Annotated in this window: 19 protein-coding genes; 7 read left to right on the top strand and 12 right to left on the bottom strand. The window is 61.5% G+C overall.

The features are described from left to right. Positions 1 to 59: 59 nt before the first annotated feature. Positions 60 to 1,367: an O-acetylhomoserine aminocarboxypropyltransferase/cysteine synthase family protein gene (locus ACMZ6R_RS09035; RefSeq protein ID WP_416110599.1), complete on the bottom strand. Its 1,308-nt coding sequence runs from the start codon at positions 1,365 to 1,367 to the stop codon at positions 60 to 62. 200 nt (positions 1,368 to 1,567) lie between these two features. Between ACMZ6R_RS09035 and ACMZ6R_RS09030 the strand changes: the two genes are divergently transcribed. Then, positions 1,568 to 2,260 (top strand): type 1 glutamine amidotransferase, encoded by a 693-nt coding sequence (locus tag ACMZ6R_RS09030; RefSeq protein ID WP_416110598.1) that lies wholly within the window; start codon positions 1,568 to 1,570, stop codon positions 2,258 to 2,260. A 172-nt stretch (positions 2,261 to 2,432) separates the two neighbouring features. After that, positions 2,433 to 2,906: a pyridoxamine 5'-phosphate oxidase family protein gene (locus ACMZ6R_RS09025; RefSeq protein ID WP_416110597.1), complete on the top strand. Its 474-nt coding sequence runs from the start codon at positions 2,433 to 2,435 to the stop codon at positions 2,904 to 2,906. 6 nt (positions 2,907 to 2,912) lie between these two features. Here the strand turns inward: ACMZ6R_RS09025 and ACMZ6R_RS09020 are convergent, their stop codons facing one another. Beyond that, complete coding sequence (locus tag ACMZ6R_RS09020) at positions 2,913 to 4,010, bottom strand: glycerol dehydrogenase (RefSeq protein WP_416110596.1); 1,098 nt, start codon at positions 4,008 to 4,010, stop codon at positions 2,913 to 2,915. Between the two features lie 246 nt (positions 4,011 to 4,256). Here ACMZ6R_RS09020 and ACMZ6R_RS09015 point away from each other — a divergent pair, with 246 nt between their 5' ends. After that, on the top strand, positions 4,257 to 7,607 hold the full coding sequence (locus ACMZ6R_RS09015) for a PAS domain S-box protein (protein WP_416110595.1): 3,351 nt from the start codon (positions 4,257 to 4,259) through the stop codon (positions 7,605 to 7,607). A 192-nt stretch (positions 7,608 to 7,799) separates the two neighbouring features. Then, positions 7,800 to 8,960, top strand: a complete 1,161-nt coding sequence (locus ACMZ6R_RS09010; protein WP_416110594.1) for an NAD(P)/FAD-dependent oxidoreductase — start codon at positions 7,800 to 7,802, stop codon at positions 8,958 to 8,960. 467 nt (positions 8,961 to 9,427) lie between these two features. Here ACMZ6R_RS09010 and rimM read toward each other — a convergent pair whose 3' ends face one another. The 9 genes from rimM to ACMZ6R_RS08965 form a co-directional block, all read right to left on the bottom strand. Further along, on the bottom strand, positions 9,428 to 9,979 hold the full coding sequence (gene rimM / locus ACMZ6R_RS09005) for a ribosome maturation factor RimM (RefSeq protein ID WP_416110593.1): 552 nt from the start codon (positions 9,977 to 9,979) through the stop codon (positions 9,428 to 9,430). 30 nt (positions 9,980 to 10,009) lie between these two features. After that, positions 10,010 to 10,243 (bottom strand): KH domain-containing protein, encoded by a 234-nt coding sequence (locus tag ACMZ6R_RS09000; protein WP_005995515.1) that lies wholly within the window; start codon positions 10,241 to 10,243, stop codon positions 10,010 to 10,012. 148 nt (positions 10,244 to 10,391) lie between these two features. Beyond that, positions 10,392 to 10,631, bottom strand: a complete 240-nt coding sequence (gene rpsP / locus ACMZ6R_RS08995; protein ID WP_005995516.1) for a 30S ribosomal protein S16 — start codon at positions 10,629 to 10,631, stop codon at positions 10,392 to 10,394. A 59-nt stretch (positions 10,632 to 10,690) separates the two neighbouring features. After that, positions 10,691 to 12,211 carry a signal recognition particle protein gene (gene ffh / locus ACMZ6R_RS08990; protein WP_416110592.1) on the bottom strand — a complete coding sequence of 507 codons (1,521 nt, stop codon included), beginning with the start codon at positions 12,209 to 12,211 and terminating at the stop codon, positions 10,691 to 10,693. A gap of 136 nt (positions 12,212 to 12,347) precedes the next feature. Then, positions 12,348 to 13,280 carry a DUF4928 family protein gene (locus ACMZ6R_RS08985; RefSeq protein WP_416110591.1) on the bottom strand — a complete coding sequence of 311 codons (933 nt, stop codon included), beginning with the start codon at positions 13,278 to 13,280 and terminating at the stop codon, positions 12,348 to 12,350. Beyond that, complete coding sequence (locus ACMZ6R_RS08980; protein WP_416110590.1) at positions 13,267 to 14,400, bottom strand: DNA cytosine methyltransferase; 1,134 nt, start codon at positions 14,398 to 14,400, stop codon at positions 13,267 to 13,269. The genes ACMZ6R_RS08985 and ACMZ6R_RS08980 overlap by 14 nt, the downstream gene beginning before the upstream one ends. 17 nt (positions 14,401 to 14,417) lie before the next feature. Next, positions 14,418 to 14,825 (bottom strand): very short patch repair endonuclease, encoded by a 408-nt coding sequence (locus ACMZ6R_RS08975; protein ID WP_416110589.1) that lies wholly within the window; start codon positions 14,823 to 14,825, stop codon positions 14,418 to 14,420. A 137-nt stretch (positions 14,826 to 14,962) separates the two neighbouring features. Beyond that, positions 14,963 to 15,253 (bottom strand): RNA recognition motif domain-containing protein, encoded by a 291-nt coding sequence (locus ACMZ6R_RS08970; protein WP_416110588.1) that lies wholly within the window; start codon positions 15,251 to 15,253, stop codon positions 14,963 to 14,965. Positions 15,254 to 15,425: 172 nt separating this feature from the next. Next, positions 15,426 to 16,613: a pyridoxal phosphate-dependent aminotransferase gene (locus tag ACMZ6R_RS08965; RefSeq protein WP_416110587.1), complete on the bottom strand. Its 1,188-nt coding sequence runs from the start codon at positions 16,611 to 16,613 to the stop codon at positions 15,426 to 15,428. Positions 16,614 to 16,824: 211 nt separating this feature from the next. Between ACMZ6R_RS08965 and ACMZ6R_RS08960 the strand changes: the two genes are divergently transcribed. Together ACMZ6R_RS08960 and ACMZ6R_RS08955 are read left to right on the top strand one after the other, a co-directional pair. After that, positions 16,825 to 18,804 carry a peptidase U32 family protein gene (locus ACMZ6R_RS08960; RefSeq protein ID WP_416110586.1) on the top strand — a complete coding sequence of 660 codons (1,980 nt, stop codon included), beginning with the start codon at positions 16,825 to 16,827 and terminating at the stop codon, positions 18,802 to 18,804. Then, positions 18,804 to 20,021, top strand: a complete 1,218-nt coding sequence (locus ACMZ6R_RS08955) for a bifunctional nucleoside/nucleotide kinase/histidine phosphatase family protein (protein WP_416110585.1) — start codon at positions 18,804 to 18,806, stop codon at positions 20,019 to 20,021. Before ACMZ6R_RS08960 ends, ACMZ6R_RS08955 begins: the two co-directional genes overlap by 1 nt. A 556-nt stretch (positions 20,022 to 20,577) precedes the next feature. Here the strand turns inward: ACMZ6R_RS08955 and ACMZ6R_RS08950 are convergent. Next, positions 20,578 to 20,895, bottom strand: a complete 318-nt coding sequence (locus tag ACMZ6R_RS08950) for a hypothetical protein (protein ID WP_416110584.1) — start codon at positions 20,893 to 20,895, stop codon at positions 20,578 to 20,580. A 530-nt stretch (positions 20,896 to 21,425) separates the two neighbouring features. Here ACMZ6R_RS08950 and ACMZ6R_RS08945 point away from each other — a divergent pair. Next, complete coding sequence (locus ACMZ6R_RS08945) at positions 21,426 to 21,632, top strand: TOBE domain-containing protein (RefSeq protein WP_416110583.1); 207 nt, start codon at positions 21,426 to 21,428, stop codon at positions 21,630 to 21,632. Positions 21,633 to 21,656: the final 24 nt, after the last annotated feature.

Here is a 21,656-nt window from a genome sequence, read left to right as displayed (position 1 = left end):
GGAGGGAACCCTTTTTTTCAAAAAAGGGTTCCCTCCCCCGGTTCCCTCCTCCCCCTCTCCTACGCCGAGACCTGGGCCAGGGCCTGGTCCAGGTCGGCGATGATGTCGCGCACGTCTTCGATGCCGACCGAGATGCGCACCATGTCCGGGGGCACGCCGGCCGCCGCCAGCTCGTCGGGGGTGAGCTGGGAATGGGTGGTGCTGGCCGGATGGATGACGAGGGTCTTGGCGTCGAGAATGTTGGCCAGGTGCGAGCACAGCTTCACCGATTCGATGAATGTGCGCCCGGCCTCGATGCCGCCCGTGAGTCCGAAACCGAACACAGCTCCCGGACCGAGGGGAAAGAACTTCTTGGCCCGGGCATGGTCCTTGTGGCTTGGCAGGCCGGCGTAATTGACCCAGGCCACCTTGGGATGGGCTTCCAGAAATTCCGCCACGCGCTGGGCGTTGGCGCAGTGCGCCCGGGCCCGAAGCGGCAGCGTCTCCAGGCCCTGGATGATAAGGAAGCTGTTCATGGGAGCCGGCGTTGCGCCGATGTCACGCATGAGCCCGGTGCGCAACTTGGTGCAAAAGGCCGAGCACGGCGTGCCCTCGAGCTCGCACAGCATCTCCCAGAAATTGGCCCCGTGGTAGGTGGGATCGGGCGCGGTGATCTCCGGAAATTTTCCGCCCGCCGCCCAGTCGAAGCCGCCGCTTTCGACAATGGCCCCGCCGATGCAGGTGCCGTGGCCGCCGATGATTTTCGTCAGGGAATAGACGGCGATGTCCGCCCCCACCTCGAAGGGATTAAGGATGGGCGGCGCGGCCACGGTGTTGTCCAGGATAAAGGGGATGCCGGCGTCGTGGGCCACCTTGGCGATGGCGGGCAGGTCGTCCACGTTGCAGCGCGGGTTGCCGATGGATTCGGTGTAGACGAGGCGCGTGTCGGCATCGATGGCCCGGGCAAAATTGGCCGGGTCGGAAGAGTCCACGAACCGCACCTCGATGCCGAAGCGCTTCAGCGTATGCTCGAAAAGCGTGTGGGTGCCGCCGTAGAGGTTGCTGCCCGAAACGATGTTCTGCCCGGCCTTGGTGATGGCGGCCACGGCGTAGAAGATGGCGGACATGCCCGAGGCGGTGCACAGGCAGGCCGGAGCGCCGTGCAGGGCGGCCAGACGCTTTTCCAGCACGTCGGTGGTGGGGTTGCCAAGGCGCGTGTAGATGTAGCCGGCTTCCTTGAGCGCGAACAGGTTGGCCGCGTGGGCGGCATCGCGGAACAAAAAGCTTGTGGTCTGGTAGATGGGCACGGCCCGGGAAAGCGTATCCTCATCCGGAGCATGGCCGGCATGCAGGGCCAGCGTCTGGGCATGCCACGTGGGGTTGGTCATGGAGTTCCTCGCGTTTTTGTTGGTGCCCCGCCCGCGCGGGGCGTCGGGCATGGTGCCCCTATATGCCAATCCCGCGCCCCGTGGAAGGCCCCGGCCGGCGTTTGCGCTCCCCCGGCCTTGACAAGAACCCGGGGCGGAACCGACAACCGGCATCGGCGCTTTCGCCGCGCCGACTTCCATCGTCACTTCGGGAGGTACCCATGCGCCTGCACGCCTTTTACCATGTCCCCTTCGAGGATGTGGGCTCCATCGCATCCTTTGCCGCCGAGAAAGGCCATCCCCTGACCGCCACCGGCTTTTACGCCGACGAGACCCCGCCTCCGGCCTCTGACTACGACATGCTCATCGTCATGGGCGGGCCCATGAGCGTCTACGACGAAAAAGAATATCCCTGGCTGGCCGGCGAGAAAAAAGCCATCGAAGCGGCCATCGCCGCCGGCAAGAAGGTGCTCGGCATCTGTCTGGGAGCCCAGCTCGTCTCCGTCGTGCTCGGCGGCACGGTCACCAAAAATCCGGTGCCGGAAATCGGCTGGTTCAAGGTGGAAATGACGCCGGAAGGCCTGGCCGAACCGGTCTTCGCCGGATTCCCCCAATCCTTCTACGCCTTCCACTGGCACGGCGACGCCTTCTCCATCCCGCCGGGAGCGGTCCACGCCGCCTCCTCGGCCGCCTGCGCCAATCAGGCCTTCGTCTATAAACAAAACGTCGTCGGCTTGCAGTTCCACCTGGAGACCCAGCCGGTGAACATGCAAAAACTCATCAAGTACTGCGCCGCCGATGTGGCCACTCCCGGCCCCACCATCCACCACCCCAAGCAGATGCACGCCGGGCGCGAAGCCTTCAAGGACATCAAGGCGCTCATGCACAAGGTCTGCGACGCCATAATCGTTTAGTGGGGAAAGAAGAAAGAGCCTCCGGCGGCCGGGGGAAACTTTTTGAAAAAAGTTTCCCCCGGACCCTCTTCAAAAACTTTCAAGGGGGGTGGAGGACTCCACCGGATATGCACGAGGAAACCTTCCCTCATTCCTTCGGGAACAGGGAAAAAACCGTTGCCGGGAGGAAGCGATGCGCAAGAAAGAGCGGGAACTCACGGACAGGGGCGTACTGGAAGAACTGCTCATGCGGGCCAAGGTGTGCCGGCTCGGGCTCTACGACGGTGCGTGGCCCTATGTCGTGCCCGTCAACATTGGCTATACTTCGGGGTGCATCTATTTCCATTCCTCGTTCAAGGGCAAGAAGATGGACATCCTGCGCCAAAATCCCAAGGTCTGCTTCGAGATCGACAGCGCCGTGGAAATCGTCACCGGCGAACGCCCCTGCGATTATACCGCCTACTACAAGTCGATCATCGGCTTCGGCACGGCCATCATCATCGAGGACGAAGCGGAAAAACTCGATGGCCTGCGCGTCCTCATGCACCACTTTGCCGGCCCGGAAGAAGGTTTCCGGCCCGAGGTGGTGGCCAAAACGGCCGTGGTGCGCATCGACATCGAATCCATGACCGGCAAGTCCAACCCGCCGATGAAGGAATGGAGCTAGGCAGCGCTATACCGCCCCTTTCCGGCGCCGTCCCTCGGCGTCGCCGGCCTTGAGCGCGGCAAAGACCGCCTCGGGCAGGATCTCCACGGGCTCGTTGAAGATGGATTCGCCGGCCGCGCAGGTCTTTTCGGCCACCCGGAACAGGTCGGCGTCGGTGGCGTCGGCGAGTCCCAGCTCGGCCAGGGTCGTCGGCAGACCAAGCCGGGCGCACAGGTCGTAGACCTCGTCCACAAGGTCCATGGGCCATTCCCGCAAAAAGAGCGAGGCCAGCACGCCGAAGGCCACCTTCTCCCCGTGATAGCAGCCCTTGACGCCGGCCAACACCGTCAGGCCGTTGTGGATGGAGTGGGCCGCGCCAAGGCCGCCGCTTTCGAATCCCAGGCCACTTAAAAGCGTATTGGCTTCCACCACCCGCTCCAGGGCGGGCGTGACAACGCCGGCCTCGCAGGCGGTGCGCGCCGAAAGCCCGTAGTCCCGAATCGTTTCGTAGCACAGCCGGGCCAGGGCGTTCGCCGTCATGGACCCCGGATCGCCGGCGATGTTGGGGCCGCGGCTCAGGCGGCAGGAATCGGCCTCGAACCAGGTGGCCAACGCGTCCCCCATGCCGGCGACCAGAAAGCGGGGCGGCGCCTTGGCCACAACGGCCGTGTCCACCAGCACCAGGTCGGGATTTCGCGGCAAGACGTCCACGCGTTCGAACACCCCGTCCGGGGTGTAGATGATGCATACCGAACTGCACGGCGCGTCCGTGGAGGCGATGGTCGGCACCACGGCCACGGGGAGCTCCGCGCGCACGGCCACGGCCTTGGCCGTATCCAGGGTCTTGCCCCCGCCAAAGGCCGTCACGGTCTGCGCGCCAAAGGCCGCAACCGCCGCAACGAGGCGTTCGACCTCCCCATCCGTGCATTCCCGGCCGAAGCGCTCGGTATGCACCTCCCCGGCCCGCTCAAGCTCCGGCAGCAGGGGCGGCAGCAGTTGCATGAGAGCATGCGGGGAACACAGGCAGAAGTGGCGTTTGCCCAGCCGCGCCAACTCGACGCCCAGCCGGGACAACGCCCCGCGCCCCTGCACATATCGTCCCGGAAAAAGCGTGGTGCTGATCATGCCGCATCCCCCTTCTTATTCTGCGCCCTATATTCGCTTTATCCCCTTTCCCTGGCAAACCAAATCATGCCCAATGGCCAAAAAAGAAGCCGGCTTGCGACGCCGCGAAGCACCGTTTTTCCACGCCCCCGCCCGGTGCGGGCGCCAAAAAGCCCGCATTGCCGCCCGCAGGGCTTTCGCGTACCAGGAAAGCAGTTGCGGACATGGGCTTCCGCAAGACGGCGCGACCTCAACAACAGAGCGGCCATGCGATTTCCAATACCCGAAGCAACAGCCCCCCGCCGCCCCTCCGATGCCTCCGCGCCGGCCGCTGCCGCCGGCCAGGCCCTGTCGCAGGCCGTTCGCGCCTTCTTCCTGCTTTTGGTCACAGCCGTGCTGTCGGCCGCCCTTTTCCCCGCCCTCGCCCCGGCCGGGGCCGCGACGCCCCTGACGCAATCGCCCAAGGCCGAACCGGAACGCCCGAAAAAACTCACCGTGGTCGTGGACAAGGATTACCCGCCTTACGTCATCACTGCCCCTGCGGGCGAAGTGCGCGGCATCCTGGTCGATTACTGGAAGCTGTGGGAACAACACACCGGCGTGCCGGTCACCCTCGTGCCCATGACCTGGGAAGCGGCCCAGGACGCCATGCGCCATGGCGAGGCCGACGTCATCGACCTGCTTTTCGAAAATGAGGCCCGCAAAAAAGACTATCTCTTCTCCAAGCCCTACGCGTCCATCGACGTACCGGTCTTCGTGCATAAGGACTTGGCCGGCATAACCGACATTTCCTCCCTGCGCGGCTTTCCGGTGGCGGTCAAACGCGGCGACGCCAGCGCCGACAAATTGCTGCAGCACGGCATCGGACCGCTTTTGTACTACGATACCTATGAAGACGTGGTCCAGGCCGCCAAGGACGGCAAGGTCAAGGTCTTTTGCATGGACGCGCCACCGGCGATGTACCACCTCTCCAAGCAGGGGCTCGAGGGCGAGTTCAGGCTGGCCTTCACCCTCTATACCGGCGAGTTGCACCGCGCCGTGCGCAAGGGAAACGCGGCGCTCTTGCGCTTTGTCGAAGTGGGCTTCGACAGTATTCCGGCCAAAACCCTCAAGGATATCGACAAGAGATGGCGCGGTACGCCCCTTTTCCCCTCGTCCAGCCTGCGCTACGCCCTGTGGGCCGTGGCGACCCTGGCCGCGGCGGCGCTTGTCTTGTTGTCCATAAACGCACTGCTGCGGCGAACGGTCCGCCGCCAGACGGCCAGGCTCGAGGAACTGCTCGAGGCGGTCGGCCAAAGCGAACGCCGCTACCGCGAACTGGTCGAAAACGTGGCCTGCCTCATCGTGCGCCTCGACCTCCTCGGCCGGGTGGTGTTCTGCAACGCCTGGGGACAACGAGTCTTCGGCATCCCCCTGACGCGCATGCTCGGGCGCGGCATCGACGTCCTGGGGAACGCCCCGGACGATGACGCCCCCGAATCGTGGGAGGCGGTCCTGTCCGCCCTGGTCGAGACCCCGGATGGCGCGCGGTTTCTGGACAGGCGGCATATCGGGGATCATGGCCGCTCCCTCTGGATCGCCTGGTCCGTGATCGCCCTGCGCGACCCCAAGGGGAATCCCGCCGAATTTCTTTGCGTCGGCAACGACATCACGGAGCGCAAGCAGGCCGAAGACGCCCTGGCCGCCAGCGAAGCCCGCTACGCCCTGGTGGTGCGCGCCTCCAACGACGGGATCTGGGACTGGGACCTGCACACGGACGTGGTCTATTTCTCCCCCCGTTATCTGGAAATACTCGGGCTGTCCCCGAATGCGGTGCCTCCGTCCGTCAAAGAATGGAGCAGGCGCATCCATCCCGACGATGTCGAGGCCGTCATGCGGGAAAACCGGCGCTGCGCCGACGGCGAGACGGACAGCTTCGTCGTGGAGTACCGGCTGCGCCACGCGGACGGCTCCTATCGGTGGATCGTCGGCCGGGGCGCGAGTTTCAAGGACGGCAGCGGCCGGATCGTGCGCATGGCCGGCTCCCATACCGACATCACCCGCCGGAAAAAGGACGAAACGGCCCTGCGTGAGAGTCAGGACCAACTGGCCAAGATTTTCCGCCTGTCCCCTGTCGGGCTTTGCGTGAATACCCAAGGCAGCGGCCGCATCGTGGACATCAATGAAAACGGGGCTCGCATGTTCGGCTATGAAAAGACGGACGCGATCGGCCGCGAAAGCCCGGGCCTCGGGCTGTGGTCACGCCCCGAGGACCGCCGGGCGCTGGTGGACGAGCTTACCGCCAAGGGCCTCATCGTCGGCAAGGAGCTCGAACTGCTCCATCAAAACGGCTCCACCGTGGTGGTGCTCTTTTCCGCCGTGCCCATCCAGGCGTACGGCGAAAGCTGCGTCCTGTCCGTGCTGGTGGACATCACCGAGCGCAAGGCCATGGAACGGTCCCTGCGCCGGTCCAAGGAGGCCGCCGAGGCCGCCAACCGGGCCAAATCGGAATTCCTCTCCACCATGAGCCATGAAATCCGCACGCCCATGAACACCATTCTGGGCATGGCCCAGGCGCTTTCCGCCGCCGAGCTGCCGCCGAAGCAGACCCAGGCCATCCTGGCCATCGAGAGCGCCGGGGAAGGCCTGCTGGCCCTTTTAAACGACATCCTCGACCTGTCCCAGATCGATTCCGGGGGCCTTATCCTCGAGGAAAAGCCCTGCGACATCAAAGAACTCGCCGGGCGTATCGTGGACATGATGCGCCCCGACGCCGCCGCGAAAAACATCGCCTTGCGCCTTGTGGTCGCCGAGGGGCTGCCGCCTCGCGTATCCTTGAGCCCGGACCGCATCCGGCAGGTGCTGGTCAACCTGCTCGGCAACGCCGTCAAATTCACCCACCAGGGCAGCATCGTCCTGGACATCGGCCGGGAGAACGACCCCGCCGGCGGTTCCTGGCTGCGCCTGGACGTACGCGACACCGGCATCGGCATCCCCAAGGACAAGCTGCCCGTCATCTTCGACCGTTTCACCCAGGCCGACGCCTCCACCAGTCGGATCTACGGCGGAGTCGGCCTGGGACTCGCCATCAGCAAGAAGCTCGTGGACCTGATGGGCGGCAGCATCCAGGTGGAAACCGCTGTCGACCGGGGGTCGACCTTCACCGTGCGCCTTCCGCTGCGCCCCATGGCCGTGCCGATCCCTGACGACACGCTGCCCACGGCCCAGCCCGCCCTTTCCTCCCATGCCGGCTGGCGGGGGACGGTCCTGCTCATCGAGGACAGCCCCGGCAACGCCGAAGTCATCCGGCTCATGCTCGAAGGCAGCCGCTTCGACCTGACCTGGGCTCCCAGCGGCCAGGCCGGGATCGAGGCCCTGCGCGAAACGCCCTGCGATATCGTGCTCATGGACATGGAAATGCCCGAAATGGACGGCTTCGAAACGACAAAGGCCCTGCGCCGCATGGAAACGGAACTGGGACGCTCCCGCACCCCGGTTATCGCCCTGACCGCCCACGCCTTCGAGGAACATCGCCAGCGCGGACTGGCCGCCGGCTGCGACGACTTCCAGACCAAGCCCATCGCCAAGGCGAAGCTGCTCGATACTCTCGAAACCTGGATGGCCGTGGTCAGGAAGTAGATGGAGAAGAGGGTGCGAGAGGGGAAACCCTTTTAAAAAAGGGTTCTCCCCTCTCGCGCTCTCCCCTTCCTAAAACTTATAACGTGGCCAGCATCATAAAGTTAACACTGCATTATTATTAAAAGTCTTTTGAAAGGGGGTCCGGGGGAAAACTTTTCTTCAGAAAAGTTTTCCCCCGGTTGCATTGCGAATATGCACACCGACGTCGTCATTCTGGGAGCCGGGGCCTCCGGCCTTTGCTGCACCATCGCCTGTGCCGGCAGGGGGCGCGACACCCTTGTCATCGACCACGGCCCCAAGGCCGCCCGCAAGGTACTGGCCGCCGGCGGCGGCCGGGCCAACTGCACCAACACCGACATCCGGGCCGCGGACTATCGCTGCGCCAACCCGCATTTCGTCAAATCGGCCCTGGCCCGCTTTTCCCCCACCGACTTCCTGGACTGGATTCATGCCGGCGGCGTGGCCACGGTGGAGGAGCCCGGCGGCAAGGTCTTCTGCCGCGACGGCGCGCCCTCCCTGACCCGGTTTCTTTCGGCCGAGGCCCTTCGGGCGGGTGCCCGCATCCAGCTCGGCACGAAGGTGCGCGAGGCCCACAAGGACGGCGACGTCTTCATTATCGACACCGACGCCGGCCCCATTCGCGCCGCCTCCCTGGTGCTGGCCCTGGGCGGACGGTCCTGGCCGGGACTCGGTGCCACGGATTGCGGCTACGCCCTGGCCCGGGGCTTCGGCCTGTCGGTCACCGAACTGCGCCCGGGACTCACCCCGCTTCTGGCCGGAGCGGACATGACCCCGCTTTGCCGCGAACTGGCCGGCGTGTCCCTGCCCGTGCACCTTGCCGGTCCGTGCGACGTGACCGGAGAGCTGCTTTTCACCCACAAGGGCGTCTCCGGCCCGGCCGTGCTCGACGCCTCGCTTTTCTGGCGCGAGGGCGACACGCTCACCATCGATTGGCTGCCCGGCCGCGACCCCGAGGCGATCCTGGCCGATGCCGGCCGTCAGGAGATCAAAAACGCTTTAGCCGGCTGCCTGCCCAAACGCCTGGCCACCGCCCTGTGCCATCACCTTGGCGCCACCGGCCCCGCGGCCGGGCTTTCGCCCAAGGCCCGCCGCAGACTCGCTACGGCGCTTTCCGCCTTCCCCTTCACTCCCGCCCGGGCCGAAGGCTATGCCAAGGCCGAAGTGACCCTCGGCGGCGTCGCCGTGAACCGCATCTCCTCCAAGACCCTGGCCGCCGGCGACGTGCCCGGCCTCTACGTCATCGGCGAACTACTCGACGTCACCGGCCGCCTCGGCGGCTTCAACCTGCACTGGGCCTGGGCCTCGGGCTTCGCGGCCGGAGGCGATATATGAGGGAGGGGATGCCTCCGGCGGCCGGGGGGAAACTTTTTGAAAAAAGTTTCCCCCCGGACCCCCCATCAAAAACTTTCAAAGGGGGTTGGGGTTGCGCCGGAGGGCCATGCCAGATGCGTACACCCCCTGCTTTCCAACGGCTGTGCAGACCCGTACGGACGGTATGAATCACTCACGGGGATGGGACGCGTGGCCAGGGCCGGTTGGGGGCAGGACGGACGCGAAGGCGTATTCTTCAAATATGCGCCGCGCGCGGCCGCACTGCCTCCAGCCGGCCCGACCAACAACGGCTGCCGCACAGCCCCCAACCGGCCCAACCAACAACGGCGACCACAGCAACAGCAAAACAAAAGCAACAGTGCAACGACAACACGGCAGCCTCCCCCAAACAAAACCGATACTATGTCGGCTTTGCCGTGAGAAACCGCATCGCCGCTCCGGCGATACTCGGACAAACGAACGCGGTGTTAGTCGGTCTGGTAGAGTTCCAGCAAGCCGGGCGGCGGGTCGATGACCACGAAACCGGCGGCAATGTCGATTTCGGGCACCAGCGCATCGGCGGCGGGAAAAAGGATTTCATGGCCGGCGGCGTCGCGGATGACCCAGAGTTCGGCCCCGCCGGAGTCGCGGACGTCTTCGATGACGCCGAAGTCGGGACTGGTGGGGGCGGATTGGGCCAGACGTACGCGCAGGCCGAGGAGTTGGTGGAGAAAGACCTCGTCGGGTTCGGGCGGGGCAAGGCGCGAGGCCGGCACGCAAACGGCCAAGCCCCGCAGGGCCTCGGCGGCGTTGCGGTCGGGGACGCCCTCGAAGCTGACGAGCACCCGTTCCTTATGGACGCGGGCGACGCGCACGGTATAGTCGCGGCCGCGTCCCGGGGCCCCGGCCGGGCACAGGCGCACCACGGCTCCCCGGCCGAAATAGGAAGGGGAGTCGGCATGGCTGTCGATGCACAACTCCCCTCGGATGCCGTGTGGGCGCGCCACGTCACCCACGATAATGTATTTTTCCGGGCCCATGGCGGTCGTTTCGATAGGTGCCGGGGCTTCCTACTCGAGGATCTCCAGCACGGAGCGTTTGCGAGCCTTGGTCGAGGCCGCGCCGAGGATAGTGCGCATGGCACGGGCGGTCCGGCCCTGTTTGCCGATAACCTTGCCGAGGTCTTCCTTGGCCACCTTGAGTTCGATGACCGAGGTCTGTTCGCCCTCTATCTCCGACACCTGCACCTGATCCGGGTTGTCCACCAGGGATTTGGCCACATACTCAATCAAGTCCTTCAACATACGCACCTCCTGAGGTAACCGTAAGAGCAAGCGAAGGACTCCCGCCTCCGTTTCCGTATTCCCCCCGGGCCGTACCCGGGGGTGAAGCGGCGACGTCTGGGATTTCCGGCCCGGACCTCTTCTTCAAAGCGTCGTGTGCCGGAGGAGCCTAGACGTCAGCCTTTTGCAGCAGGGCGCGCACGGTATCCGAGGGCTTGGCTCCACGCTCAAGCCAGGACCGCACTTTTTCACTATCCACTTTTATTTCCGCCGGGTCAACCATGGGGTTGTAGTAGCCCAGATACTCCAGAGCGCGGCCGTCGCGGCGGGTCTTGGAGTCCATGGCGACAATGCGGTAAAACGGGCGCTTCTTGGAACCCATGCGGGTCAGACGCAGTTTCATGGCCATAACGTATTCTCCTGTCCTTGGGGATGATAGCTGTTGTGGAATAACCGCCCGCCGTCCGGCTAGCGTTTTTTCCGTTTTTTCCGTTGTTCCTTCTTCTTCTTGACGGCGGCCTTGGCCGCGGCCCGGGCGGCGCGAATGGCTTCGGGATCGCCGCCGCCGGGGACTCCCGGCATGCCGCCCGGCATGCCACCAGGCATTCCCGGGGGCATACCCGGCATCCCTCCCGGCATGCCGCCGGGCATCTTCATGCCAGGGGGCATCTTGGGCATGCTCGGCATGCCCTTGCCGCCCATCATGCGCTGCATCATCTTTTGCATCTGGCTGAAATTTTTAAGAAGCTGGCTGACTTCCAGGACCGTGGTACCCGAACCCCTGGCGATGCGTTCCTTGCGGCTGACGTTTATGAGCTTGGGGGTGGCCCGCTCGGCCTTGGTCATGGAATTGATGATGGCCTCGACCCGGGACATCTCTTTTTCCGGCATCTGGACTTCGCCGAGCTGCTTGCGGATCTGGGACATGCCGGGAATGAGCTTGAGCAGGCCCTCGATGGAGCCGAGTTTTTTGACCCGGCGCATCTGGGTGCGGAAATCCTCCAGGGTGAACTGCGCCTTGCGCAGTTTCTTCTCCATGGCCGCCGCTTCCTCGGCGTCCACGTCGGTCTGGGCCTTCTCGATGAGCGTCAGGATGTCGCCCATGCCGAGGATGCGCGAGGCGACCCGGTCGGGATGGAAGACTTCCAGGTCGGCGACCTTCTCGCCCGTGCCCACGAGCTTGATGGCCTTGCCCGTGACCTGGCGCACGGACAGGGCCGCGCCGCCCCGGGCGTCGCCGTCCATCTTGGTGAGCACCACGCCGGTGACGCCCAGGCGCTCGTTGAAGGAGGCGGCAACGGTGACCGCGTCCTGGCCGGTCATGGCGTCGGCCACGAACAGGATTTCGCCGGGGTTGGTCCTGGCCTTGATGGCCGAAAGCTCCTCCATGAGGGCTTCGTCGATATGCAGGCGGCCGGCGGTGTCGAGCAACACCACGTCATGGCCGCTGCGCTTGGCCTCTTCCAGGGCGGCCACGCAGATATCCACCGGGCTCTGGTCCGTGGTGGACGGAAAAGCGTCGATATCGAGCTGGGACGCCAACTTGTGGAGCTGCTCGATGGCCGCCGGGCGGTAGACGTCGGCCGGCACCAGATAGGGCTTGCGCTTCAGTTCGCGCCGCAGCTTCAGGGCCAGCTTGGCGCAGGTGGTGGTTTTGCCCGAGCCTTGCAGGCCCACGACCATGATGACGGCCGGGGAGGCCTTGAGGTCGAGTTCCTGGGCCTGGCCGCCGAGCAGTTCGACCATTTCGTCGTGGACGATCTTGACGACCTGCTGGCCCGGGGTCAGGCTCTTGAGCACGTCCTGGCCCATGGCCCGCTCGCGCACGCGCTCGATGAAGTCCTTGACGACCTTGAAGTTGACGTCGGCCTCAAGCAGGGCCAGACGCACCTCGCGCAAGGCGGTCTGGACGTTCTCCTCGGTCAGGCGGGCGTGTCCCCTGATCTTGCGGAAGACGTCGTCGAGTCTGTCGGTAAGGCTGTCGAACATGGTCCTGGCGCACCTCGGTAAAGGGCAAAGTTGGACTACTTAACCGCCTTTCATCCGGCCGTCAAGAGGCACGGAGCATGGCATTACTGGAACGAAACTAATGAAGAGAAGAAAGGGTGGCATTCATCAAACAAAACTAAGGAATCATGACCATTAGACTCGGGTCTGTCTCAACTTCTTCAATTATTGCATTATAACGATCAAAAAGCTTAGAAATTTCAAAACGCCTTCGCTTTGAATCGAATCGCGTCCATTCATGAAGATTTGTAGCGATAAATTGCTCCGCTTCAATAATATCTATCCTGGATTGAAGGCTGACATTCCTAGCAAGCGACTCCATTCCAGCTCTACTTTCAGATATTGTTATGATAATTGGGGATAAACCTTGATCTAAATTTGATTTACATTTCCTGATCAATGCCTCTGTAGGCGATGTCGTTACATGAATTGCAACATCGTCAACAACAAAATCACCAGGCCTAGAATTTGCTGCGTCCGCAACACTCGCTCCATAATGTCGTATTTCTTTTTCACCCTGCAAAATAATATCAAGTTTTGCACCAACAAGGTGTTGCAAAACTGTCCCCGCAAACGTCGCCCCAGGATTTTCTTTTTGCCGTTTTATAGCCTGCTCAAGCACATCTGTCACAATTGACCGAAGTGATTTTGCGGCATCATACCGTAAAACAAACGGCTTACCCTGGAAGTATTCTTTTACTCTTGAAATCCACCAGGATTCTATGTGGGCCAATTCGATCAATCCGCCGGCATTGATTGAATTGAGCCATGCCACGTAGTTTCTCATATGGCCCAAACTGCCACGGCTTGTGCGGCCACACTCCTCAGCAAGGACACGAGTAATCCCATAATCAGCTAAGATAGATTGAACCGCTGACTTACTCAAACCAGCGACTTGGCCAGTTCCTCGTGTCACCAAGGTCTCAGAATCAAGTGGAAGCCCTTTATGTATGGCAATCCGTGTAACATATAATGCGAGAGCGAGTTGCCCCTTTCCATAGAGACGATGTAGCTTCTGAAATTGCCTTAGTTTTTCTTCAAGGATGTCCATAAGATACCGCCGCAATTTTTGAGAGCAGGCTCTTCGCAAGATATCGCGCGACCGGCACCGCCACTGCATCTCCCATTGCTCTATATGCATCATTCGCGGATGTAGGTAAAATAAAACCGCGAGGCGCTCCCATAAGTTTTGCGGCTTCCCGAGGTGTTAACAACCGAGTCCGCCATTGGCTCCCACAACGTATAACCAAGAATTGCTTGCTGCTACCTCCTCCCGGGGTACGCAAACACCCCGCCACATCGTCAAAACGCAGTTCAAGCACCTGGCGGCCCTGGCGAATTCTTTTGTACCCAGGAACAACATTCAAACCACATTCATTAAGACGCAAAAGATGATTCAGCGGAATCAGGGCAAGATTTTTTTTACTTCTTGCCGCATCGTGACATGGAATCGTTAAGTCAACAATATCGGACAAGTTTTGCGCACGGTTTCGTGGTTGTGGCATATTCCACCAAACAAAGGACTCCACTCCTGCTGCTGCTCGAATTACAGCCAAGGGATGTAACCAATTGGGACCATTCGACTCGAATTCCCTCAGTCGAGGCGCATGCACATCAACCCCGATCACAAAAACTCGGGGACGCGATTGAGGTACGAAATGAATCGCATCCAACACAATCGCCCCCACGCGATACCCCCGAGACATCAAAGCATTATGCAGTTCAGCATAATGTCGCCCTTCATGTGTAGATAGAAGTCCAATAACATTTTCAGCAACCACAAGAGGAGGCTTTTGCTTCATTGTGTCCATCACGCGAAGCCATTCCCAAACAAGCCCACTCCTACTGGCCCGAATCCCTTTGGCTGGCCCCGCGAGGGAAAGATCCTGGCAAGGAAAGCTGGCCCAAGATAGAGCCGCGGCAGGGACATCATCACCGGAAATACCTGCAATAGATGCTAGTTTAAAAGGTTTATCTGGATAATTTGTCCTGAAGACGTCTGCTTTTTTGGGGCAAACGTCATTGGACCATACGAGATCAAAGTATCTTGACAAAGCATAACTGACTAAACCGCTCCCCGCAAAAAAATCCAGCAACGGGAGCTTGCCAGGATATTTTTTTTGATGCTGATCTGGAATGTCCTCAAGGACATTGGCCAAACATGTCGTCATAAGCATCCCACAAAGACTCAACCGCGAATCATACTCGCCAAATCATTGGCCAGTTGCATTGGAAACTTAAGTTCACATTCCCAAACAGTCAGCACTTTCCATCCCATCTTCTCAAGTAAAAGTTTATTTTTTGTATCCCGCGCAATATTATTGACAAATTTCTTTGTCCAATATTCAACATTAGTAGTAGGAGTTGAAGCCCTTTTACATCCAGGATGCCTATGCCAAAAGCAACCATTAACAAATACAACTGTTCGATACTTTGGCAAAACGATGTCAGGAACTCCGGGCAATGAAGCGACATGCAGTCTGTAACGAAATCCCCGCTTATGCAGCAAGGACCGCAGGAACACTTCGGGGCGCGTATTTTTCCCCCTAACCCGGGCCATTGTCCGACTTCGTTGCTCAGGGCTCACCTTGTCCATTTCTTGAAGTATAGCCCGAGCGTGGCAGCCTGCCAAGAGCCTCTCAACGGCACAAGGGCCAAATAAAAGGCCCCGTCCGCGTGCGGACGGGGCCTTGGCTGCTTCCGTAGCCGACGCGGACGCCGGCATGACGGCGACTACCAGCTGTTGCGACGGGGACCGCCGGAACCGCCGGTACGGGGCTGACGCTCCTGCGCCTCATTGACGCGCAGGTCGCGGCCGCCGAAAGGCTTGCCGTCTAGGGCTTCCATGGCGGCATCGGCACCTTCAGGGGTCATTTCCACGAAGCCGAAGCCGCGCAGGCGGCCGGTCTCGCGGTCAACGATCAGGTTGACCGACTCCACATCGCCATAACTGGCGAAAAGAGTGCGGATTTCGTCTTCATTGGTGGAAAAAGGAAGGTTGCCGACGTAGAGTTTCTTGGACATTCGCTAAAGCTCCAAACTTTTTTTCGGGCTAACTCTTCAAAGGTCGACGGGAGCTCGGCAAACGCAAAGATCCTCGGAGACGGTTACAAAGATTTAGCCAGCGTTAAGATGCAATCAACTATGCCGCCCCACCGGGACTGTCAACAGATATCTTGTAAAAAAAGCCCGCCCGTTATCCGGCCATGGCTTTGACGAAGCCCGCCTCGGCCCGGTTGATGACCGCCTCGTCCACGCAGAAGGCCAGCCGGAAGTGGCCGGGCAGCCCGAATCCGCGCCCTGGCACGGCCAGCACCCGCTCGGCCGCGAGCCGTTCCACGAAGGCCACCTCGTCCGGGATGGGCGATTTGGGGAAAAAATAAAACGCCCCGCGCGGCATGAAAAACGAATACCCCGACCGGGTCAGCACCCCGGCCATGGCCTTGCGCCGGCGTTCGTAGATGCCGCGGTCCACTTCCTGGCCAAGGGCGCGCAGTAAAAGCGCCTGGCCCACGGCCGGGGCGTTGACGAAGCCCATGATGCGGTTGGCGAAGACCATGCCGGCCACAAGCTTTTCCCGGCCCGGCATGTCCGGCGAGACCACCACGAATCCCACCCGCTCGCCCGGCAGGGACAGATTCTTGGAAAAGGAGCCGATGACCAGGGAATACGGATAGAGCGGCAGCACCGACGGCACGGCCGCGCCGTCGTAGGCCAGAAAACGGTACGGCTCGTCGGCCAGCAGATAGATCGGCCGGTCGCGGCCCACGTTTTGGCGGGTGAGCATGGCCGAAAGCTCGCGCAGCGTTTCCTTGGAATAGATCTGCCCGGTGGGGTTGTTGGGGGAGTTGATCATGACCACCCGGGTGCGGGGGGTGATGGCCGCCTCCATGGCCGGGATGTCCAGCTCGAAGGTGTCGGGTTTGGTCGGCACGGCGGTCAGGGTCGCGCCGTGGTTGGCGGCGTAGAAGTCGTATTCCACGAAATACGGCGACGGGCAAAGGACCACGTCGCCGGGCGTCAGCACGGTCCTGAAAAAAACGTTGATGCCGCCGGCCGCGCCGCAGGTAAGGATCACGTCGCCGGCGGTCACGGGCGCGCCATCCTGCTCCTTGCGCAGATGCTCGGCCAGGGCGGCGCGCACCTCGGGATAGCCGGGGTTGGGCATGTAGCCCAGGGCAAAGGGCTTATCCATCTGGCCGGACAACTCGGCCAGGCACTGGCCGATGATGGGCGGCGGCGGCAGGTCGGGGTTGCCGAGGGAAAAGTCGCAGACAGCCTCTTCGCCGTACCGCTTCTTGAGCTCCAGGCCCTGCTCGAAAATCTTGCGAATCCAGGCCCCGCCCGACAAATACCGCTCCATCTGCTCGGTCACCAGTTGCATGATCCGCCCCTCCGATAAAAAAAACGTGGCAGTCACCATTGCACCAAACCCAAACTGTTGCAATATGGTAACGAGTCTGGCGCCGAATGCTGCCGCAGGGACCGGCCGGCGGCCCGGGATGCGGAAAAAGTATTCCCTCCCGTTCGACTTTGTCCTAGTATGTTCCCCTCGCGGCATCTCCCGCCCATAATTCCTGCAAACGAGTATCCCTATGACCGAGGCGAAAAAGCCTGAAATCCTGGCCCCTGCGGGGGATCCCTATTCGTATCTGGCGGCCGTGGCCGCCGGAGCCGACGCTATCTACTGCGGGCTCAAGCACTTCTCCGCCCGCATGCTGGCCCGCAATTTTTCCATCTCCGAGCTGGCCGGCCTGGCCGAGCTGGCCCGGGGACGCGGCGTGCGCACCTACGTGGCCATAAACACCCTGCTCAAGCCCGACGAGGCGGACCAGGCAGGCCGGCTGGTCAAACGCCTCATCGCCGATGTCGGTCCGGAAGCGCTCATCGTCCAGGACCTGGGCGTGGCCGCCGTTGCCCGGCAGGCCGGTTACAAGGGCGAACTGCACCTGTCCACCCTGGCCAACGTTTCGAGCGCGACCGGCCTTGGCGCCCTGCCCGGCTACTCCTTTTCCCGCGTGGTCCTGCCCCGGGAGCTCTCCGTGGACGAAATCCGCGAGATGGCCGAGGGCGTGCCCGAAGGCCTTACCCTGGAAGTCTTTGTCCACGGCGCGCTGTGCTACAACGTCTCGGGCCGCTGCTACTGGAGCAGCTTCCTCGGCGGCAAATCCGGGCTTCGCGGCCGCTGCGTCCAGCCCTGCCGCCGCATATACACCCATCGGGGCCAGAAGGGTCGCTATTTCTCCTGCCAGGACCTGAGCCTCGACGTCCTGACCAAGGCGCTTTTGACCATCCCGGAAGTGACATCCTGGAAGATCGAGGGCCGCAAAAAGGGCCCCCATTACGTCTATCATACGGTCGCGGCCTACAAGCTCCTGCGCGACTTCGCCGACGACGCCTCGGCCAAGAAGATGGCGGCCAGCTTTTTGGAGCAGTCCCTCGGCCGGGCCACCACCAATTACAATTTCCTGCCCCAGCGTCCCAAGAACCCCATCGACGCCAAGGAGCGCACCGGCTCCGGCATGCCGGCCGGCAAGCTCACCCGGGGCATGAAGCCCGGGCAATGGAACCTGTCGGCCCGGGTGACGCTCATGACCGGCGACCTGGTGCGCCTCGGCACCGAGGACGAACCCGGCCACCGCATCATCAAGGTGACGCGGCCCGTGCCCAAGGGCGGCCGGCTGACCCTGACCATAAGCGACGCCCCGCGCCCCGAATCCGGCATGCCGGCCTACCTGATCGACCGCCGCGAACCCGGGCTCATGGACAAGCTGCGCCCCTTGCAGGCCGAGCTTGAACGCATGCCCGAGCGCGAAGCCAAACCCGTGGAGTTTTCCCCCGTCCTGCCGAAGCCCAGGAAGCCGTCCCGGGGCGAACCGCTTTTCATAAGCGTGTGGCGGCATCCCGACATGCGCAAGGAAAAGGGGCCCTTTGGCGTCTGGGTCTCCACCAAGCGGGCGCACAACCTGCCGCTCGGCCGGGCCGCCTCGGTGTGGTGGTGGCTGCCGCCGGTGGTGTGGCCGGATGAGGAAAGCGAATTCGTCAGCCTGGTTGCGGCCATCTGTTCGCGCGGCGGCAAGCGGTTCGTGCTCGGCGCGCCGTGGCAGACGGGACTTTTCCCGGCCGGGGCCAAGGGGCTGGAGCTGTGGGCCGGCCCGTTTTGCAACATCGCCAACCCCATCGCCATCGGCGAACTGGGGCGCGCCGGATTCGCCGGGGCCTTCGTTTCGCCGGAGCTTTCCGGCGAGGACATGCTCGCCCTGCCGAAGCTCTCGCCTTTGCCGCTCGGCATCGTGCACAAGGGGGCCTGGCCGCTCGGGCTCTCCCGGGTGCTTTCCGGCGAGATCAAGACCTGCCTGCCGGTGGTGAGCCCCAAGGAAGAAGGCTTTTGGGCCGTCAAGTACGACCGCACCTATTGGCTCTACGCCAACTGGGAGGTCGACCTGCACAAGCACCGCGAGGAGCTGGCCAGAGCCGGCTACGCCGTGTTCGTGGACCTGCGCGAGCCCATGCCCAGGGATGTGGAACGCCGTGAACGCACCAGCCATTTCAACTGGGAAGTGGGGCTGCTCTAATGGCCAGGCCGAGCAAGCTCTACATCGCCATGGTGGGGCTGCCGGCCATGGGCAAGTCCACCGTGGGCGCCAAGATCAAGGAGAACCTGGAAAAAGACGACATCAAAGTCGGAATTTTCAACAACGGCGACGTGCGCCGGCGCATGATCCCGGGCAACACGTCCAATCCCGATTTCTACAACCCGGCCAACACCCAGGCGGCCGGGCTGCGGGAGCGCATCGCGGCGGTCAATTTCGCCGAGGCCAAGGCCTACCTTTCCACCGAAGGCGACATCGCCATCCTCGACGCCACCAACGTCTCCCGCAAACGGCGGGAGACGTTGCGGGCCCATCTGCCCAACCATCCAATTTTATTCATCGAGTGCATAAACGACGACCCGGAACTGCTGGCCCTGTCCATCGCCCGCAAGGCCAGGCTCCCGGAATTCGCCGGCCTGTCCGAGGCCGAAGCCAAGAAAAGCTTCGTGACCCGCATCGGCTACTATCGCCACATCTACGAGCCGCCGGACGAGGCCCCCGACCTGGTGCGGCTGGATACGCTCAATAACCGCATCCTGTCCGAGCGCATCTCGGCCGGCCTGCCCTACTACGGCCGCATCCGCGACCTGCTCATGTCCGACTGGATCAAGAACCTGTTTCTCGTGCGCCATGCCGAAAGCGAATACAACGTGCGCGACATGGTGGGCGGCAATTCGAGCCTGACCGACAAGGGCCGCAAACAGGCCTGGGGGCTCTCGCGCCATTTCATCGGCACGCCGCTGCCGTACATTTTCACCAGCACGCTGACCCGCACCCTGGAGATGGCCGAACCGCTTCTGGAGACGCGCAAGGGCCAGACCACCCACCACGCCTTCCCGGAATTCGACGAGATCGACGTGGGCGAATGCGACAGCATGAGCTACGCCGAAATCGAACGCACGCGGCCGGAGCTTTTCGCGGCCCGGACCCGCAACAAGTACAACTTCGTCTATCCCGGCGGCGAGGGCTACGCCACCATGGCCGGCCGGGTCTACCGGGGCGTGAAAAAGGCCCTCTACTTAAGCGGCAATTCCGAGTATATCATGATTATCGGCCACCAGGCCGTCAACCGCATGATTCTCTCGGATTTCCTGTTCCGCCGGGCCGAGGACGTACCCTACATCTTCATCCCCCAGGACAAGTACTTCCACATCGTCTCGACCCAGACGAAAAAGCTGTTCGAACTCAGAAAGTTTTAATGGCAGGGCCCCCTGAGTCCAATGGCCGCCGCAATTCCTGCGGCCGGTCGGAACAGGACGGAGCGCGATGCTGGAGATTGACGAGCCTGGCGATGAAAACTACCAGGAAACACTGGCCGGCTATTCCCTCAAGCACACTCAAACATTACCCCCATGCATTCATGGGCACAATATCGCCAAAGCCGGAGGTCGAAAAACAGCTGTAAGTCAGCCCCCCCGACAAAGCCGAGGCTTGCAGTTGAGCCGCTCAGAGCGGCTTAATCCGACACTATTCCATAGTCCAAACTTCGCGTGCCTACCGGGAACAAGATAAACAAGTCGGTAAAAACAATGAGCAAACTCAGCTAGGGACGATTTGCCATCGCGGTAATGCGGGGCAACACGCGCGGTCTCCTTTGCGGCGCAACACAGCACAAGACTTGATGATATTCAAAGCAATGCTTCGAAAGACCGCCCTCGCACAGATCCCTACGCGTCGGACTTGTTTTTTTGTGCCTCGCACTCGAACCTTCGCAGGACCTGACCCACGTGGTTTTGTCGACAAATTCACATCCTCTTATTCTTGCAGGTATTTCGCATTCATCTCTTGCAACCCTTGCCGCAAAGTATCGACCTTGCCTTCAGGAAAACCAATTTTCACTATCCTCGGGATCGCATAGTCGCAAATTGCCGCGAAAAATTTTTCGCGCGTCGATCGAGGTCCCTTGCCGATATCCTTCCAGCTCGATTCGCCAAAATCCTTAAGGGCCGCCGCGATGGCCAAACGAAAATCTCCTTTAACCGAAAGATGGGAAAGCCCGGCATGGACCTTCTCAACAACATTTGCCATTTCTTCAATCTTCTTTTCCTGTCTCGATTCGCCAGTGACATCCATGCCATTTCCTCCATCATACTATTATGAAACAAGCATCATGCCATCTACATAAAACATATCAGAACGACACTGAAGTTCCCACACTAAAAATTCCTTAGCACATACACACAGTAATAGTTTCTGAGTATCTTTTTACATGACACGGCAAACTTTACCTTTTCTTTGTTCAAATGAAAATAAAAATCGAAACCATTACCTCCTTCCTCTCCCGCCCCTTGATTCTTCCGTACGTCTGCCGCCTCAACCTTCGTCGCGGGCCCGGAACCCGCTGGACGGACAGGCGGCCTCGTCCGCCACGATGCTGCGCCATAGCAAGCCAAAGATTCTCGAAGAATATTGAAACAAGAACGCGTTTTCCCTTCAATTCTTCATACAGTAGGAATGCAATGCCACACTCACATGGAAATTTTACGTCTCGTGTGACTGAAAATTTCTTTGAAAAAAGTATTTCTCTGGCTGGAAACAATTCATCTTTGTGCTATGAAGGATTCGCAAACTCTGCAAGCATCCTTCAACCAGGAGAAAAACCAATGAAAGTCAGCGCCCGCAATCTTATTCCCGGCACCGTGAAGACCGTCAACATCGGCATGGTCAACGCCGAAGTGGTCATCGACGCCGGCGGCGTGGAAATCGTCTCCGTCATCACCAAGGAATCCGCCGAGAACATGGGCCTCAAGGCCGGCGCCCCGGTCAAGGCCATGATCAAGGCCACCAGCATCATGGTCGTCACCGACTAACCGCCGCTTCCGCCTCCAGGGGGA

The organism is Solidesulfovibrio sp. C21, from assembly GCF_047785625.1.
GTDB lineage: Bacteria > Desulfobacterota > Desulfovibrionia > Desulfovibrionales > Desulfovibrionaceae > Solidesulfovibrio.
The sequence above is the reverse complement of the archived record's forward strand: the minus strand, read 5'-3'. Positions and strand labels throughout refer to the sequence as shown.

Coding starts and splice junctions, on each gene's coding strand:
- ACMZ6R_RS09000 (WP_005995515.1), bottom strand. CDS start 10,243: ATGTTGAAGGACTTGATTGAGTATGTGGCCAAATCCCTGGTGGACAAC.
- ACMZ6R_RS09015 (WP_416110595.1), top strand. CDS start 4,257: ATGCGATTTCCAATACCCGAAGCAACAGCCCCCCGCCGCCCCTCCGAT.
- ACMZ6R_RS08980 (WP_416110590.1), bottom strand. CDS start 14,400: ATGACGACATGTTTGGCCAATGTCCTTGAGGACATTCCAGATCAGCAT.
- ACMZ6R_RS08955 (WP_416110585.1), top strand. CDS start 18,804: ATGGCCAGGCCGAGCAAGCTCTACATCGCCATGGTGGGGCTGCCGGCC.
- ACMZ6R_RS08945 (WP_416110583.1), top strand. CDS start 21,426: ATGAAAGTCAGCGCCCGCAATCTTATTCCCGGCACCGTGAAGACCGTC.
- ACMZ6R_RS09035 (WP_416110599.1), bottom strand. CDS start 1,367: ATGACCAACCCCACGTGGCATGCCCAGACGCTGGCCCTGCATGCCGGC.
- ACMZ6R_RS08960 (WP_416110586.1), top strand. CDS start 16,825: ATGACCGAGGCGAAAAAGCCTGAAATCCTGGCCCCTGCGGGGGATCCC.
- ACMZ6R_RS09025 (WP_416110597.1), top strand. CDS start 2,433: ATGCGCAAGAAAGAGCGGGAACTCACGGACAGGGGCGTACTGGAAGAA.
- rpsP (WP_005995516.1), bottom strand. CDS start 10,631: ATGGCCATGAAACTGCGTCTGACCCGCATGGGTTCCAAGAAGCGCCCG.
- ACMZ6R_RS08975 (WP_416110589.1), bottom strand. CDS start 14,825: ATGGACAAGGTGAGCCCTGAGCAACGAAGTCGGACAATGGCCCGGGTT.
- ACMZ6R_RS08970 (WP_416110588.1), bottom strand. CDS start 15,253: ATGTCCAAGAAACTCTACGTCGGCAACCTTCCTTTTTCCACCAATGAA.
- ffh (WP_416110592.1), bottom strand. CDS start 12,211: ATGTTCGACAGCCTTACCGACAGACTCGACGACGTCTTCCGCAAGATC.
- ACMZ6R_RS09010 (WP_416110594.1), top strand. CDS start 7,800: ATGCACACCGACGTCGTCATTCTGGGAGCCGGGGCCTCCGGCCTTTGC.
- ACMZ6R_RS09030 (WP_416110598.1), top strand. CDS start 1,568: ATGCGCCTGCACGCCTTTTACCATGTCCCCTTCGAGGATGTGGGCTCC.
- ACMZ6R_RS08965 (WP_416110587.1), bottom strand. CDS start 16,613: ATGCAACTGGTGACCGAGCAGATGGAGCGGTATTTGTCGGGCGGGGCC.
- ACMZ6R_RS08950 (WP_416110584.1), bottom strand. CDS start 20,895: ATGGATGTCACTGGCGAATCGAGACAGGAAAAGAAGATTGAAGAAATG.
- rimM (WP_416110593.1), bottom strand. CDS start 9,979: ATGGGCCCGGAAAAATACATTATCGTGGGTGACGTGGCGCGCCCACAC.
- ACMZ6R_RS08985 (WP_416110591.1), bottom strand. CDS start 13,280: ATGGACATCCTTGAAGAAAAACTAAGGCAATTTCAGAAGCTACATCGT.
- ACMZ6R_RS09020 (WP_416110596.1), bottom strand. CDS start 4,010: ATGATCAGCACCACGCTTTTTCCGGGACGATATGTGCAGGGGCGCGGG.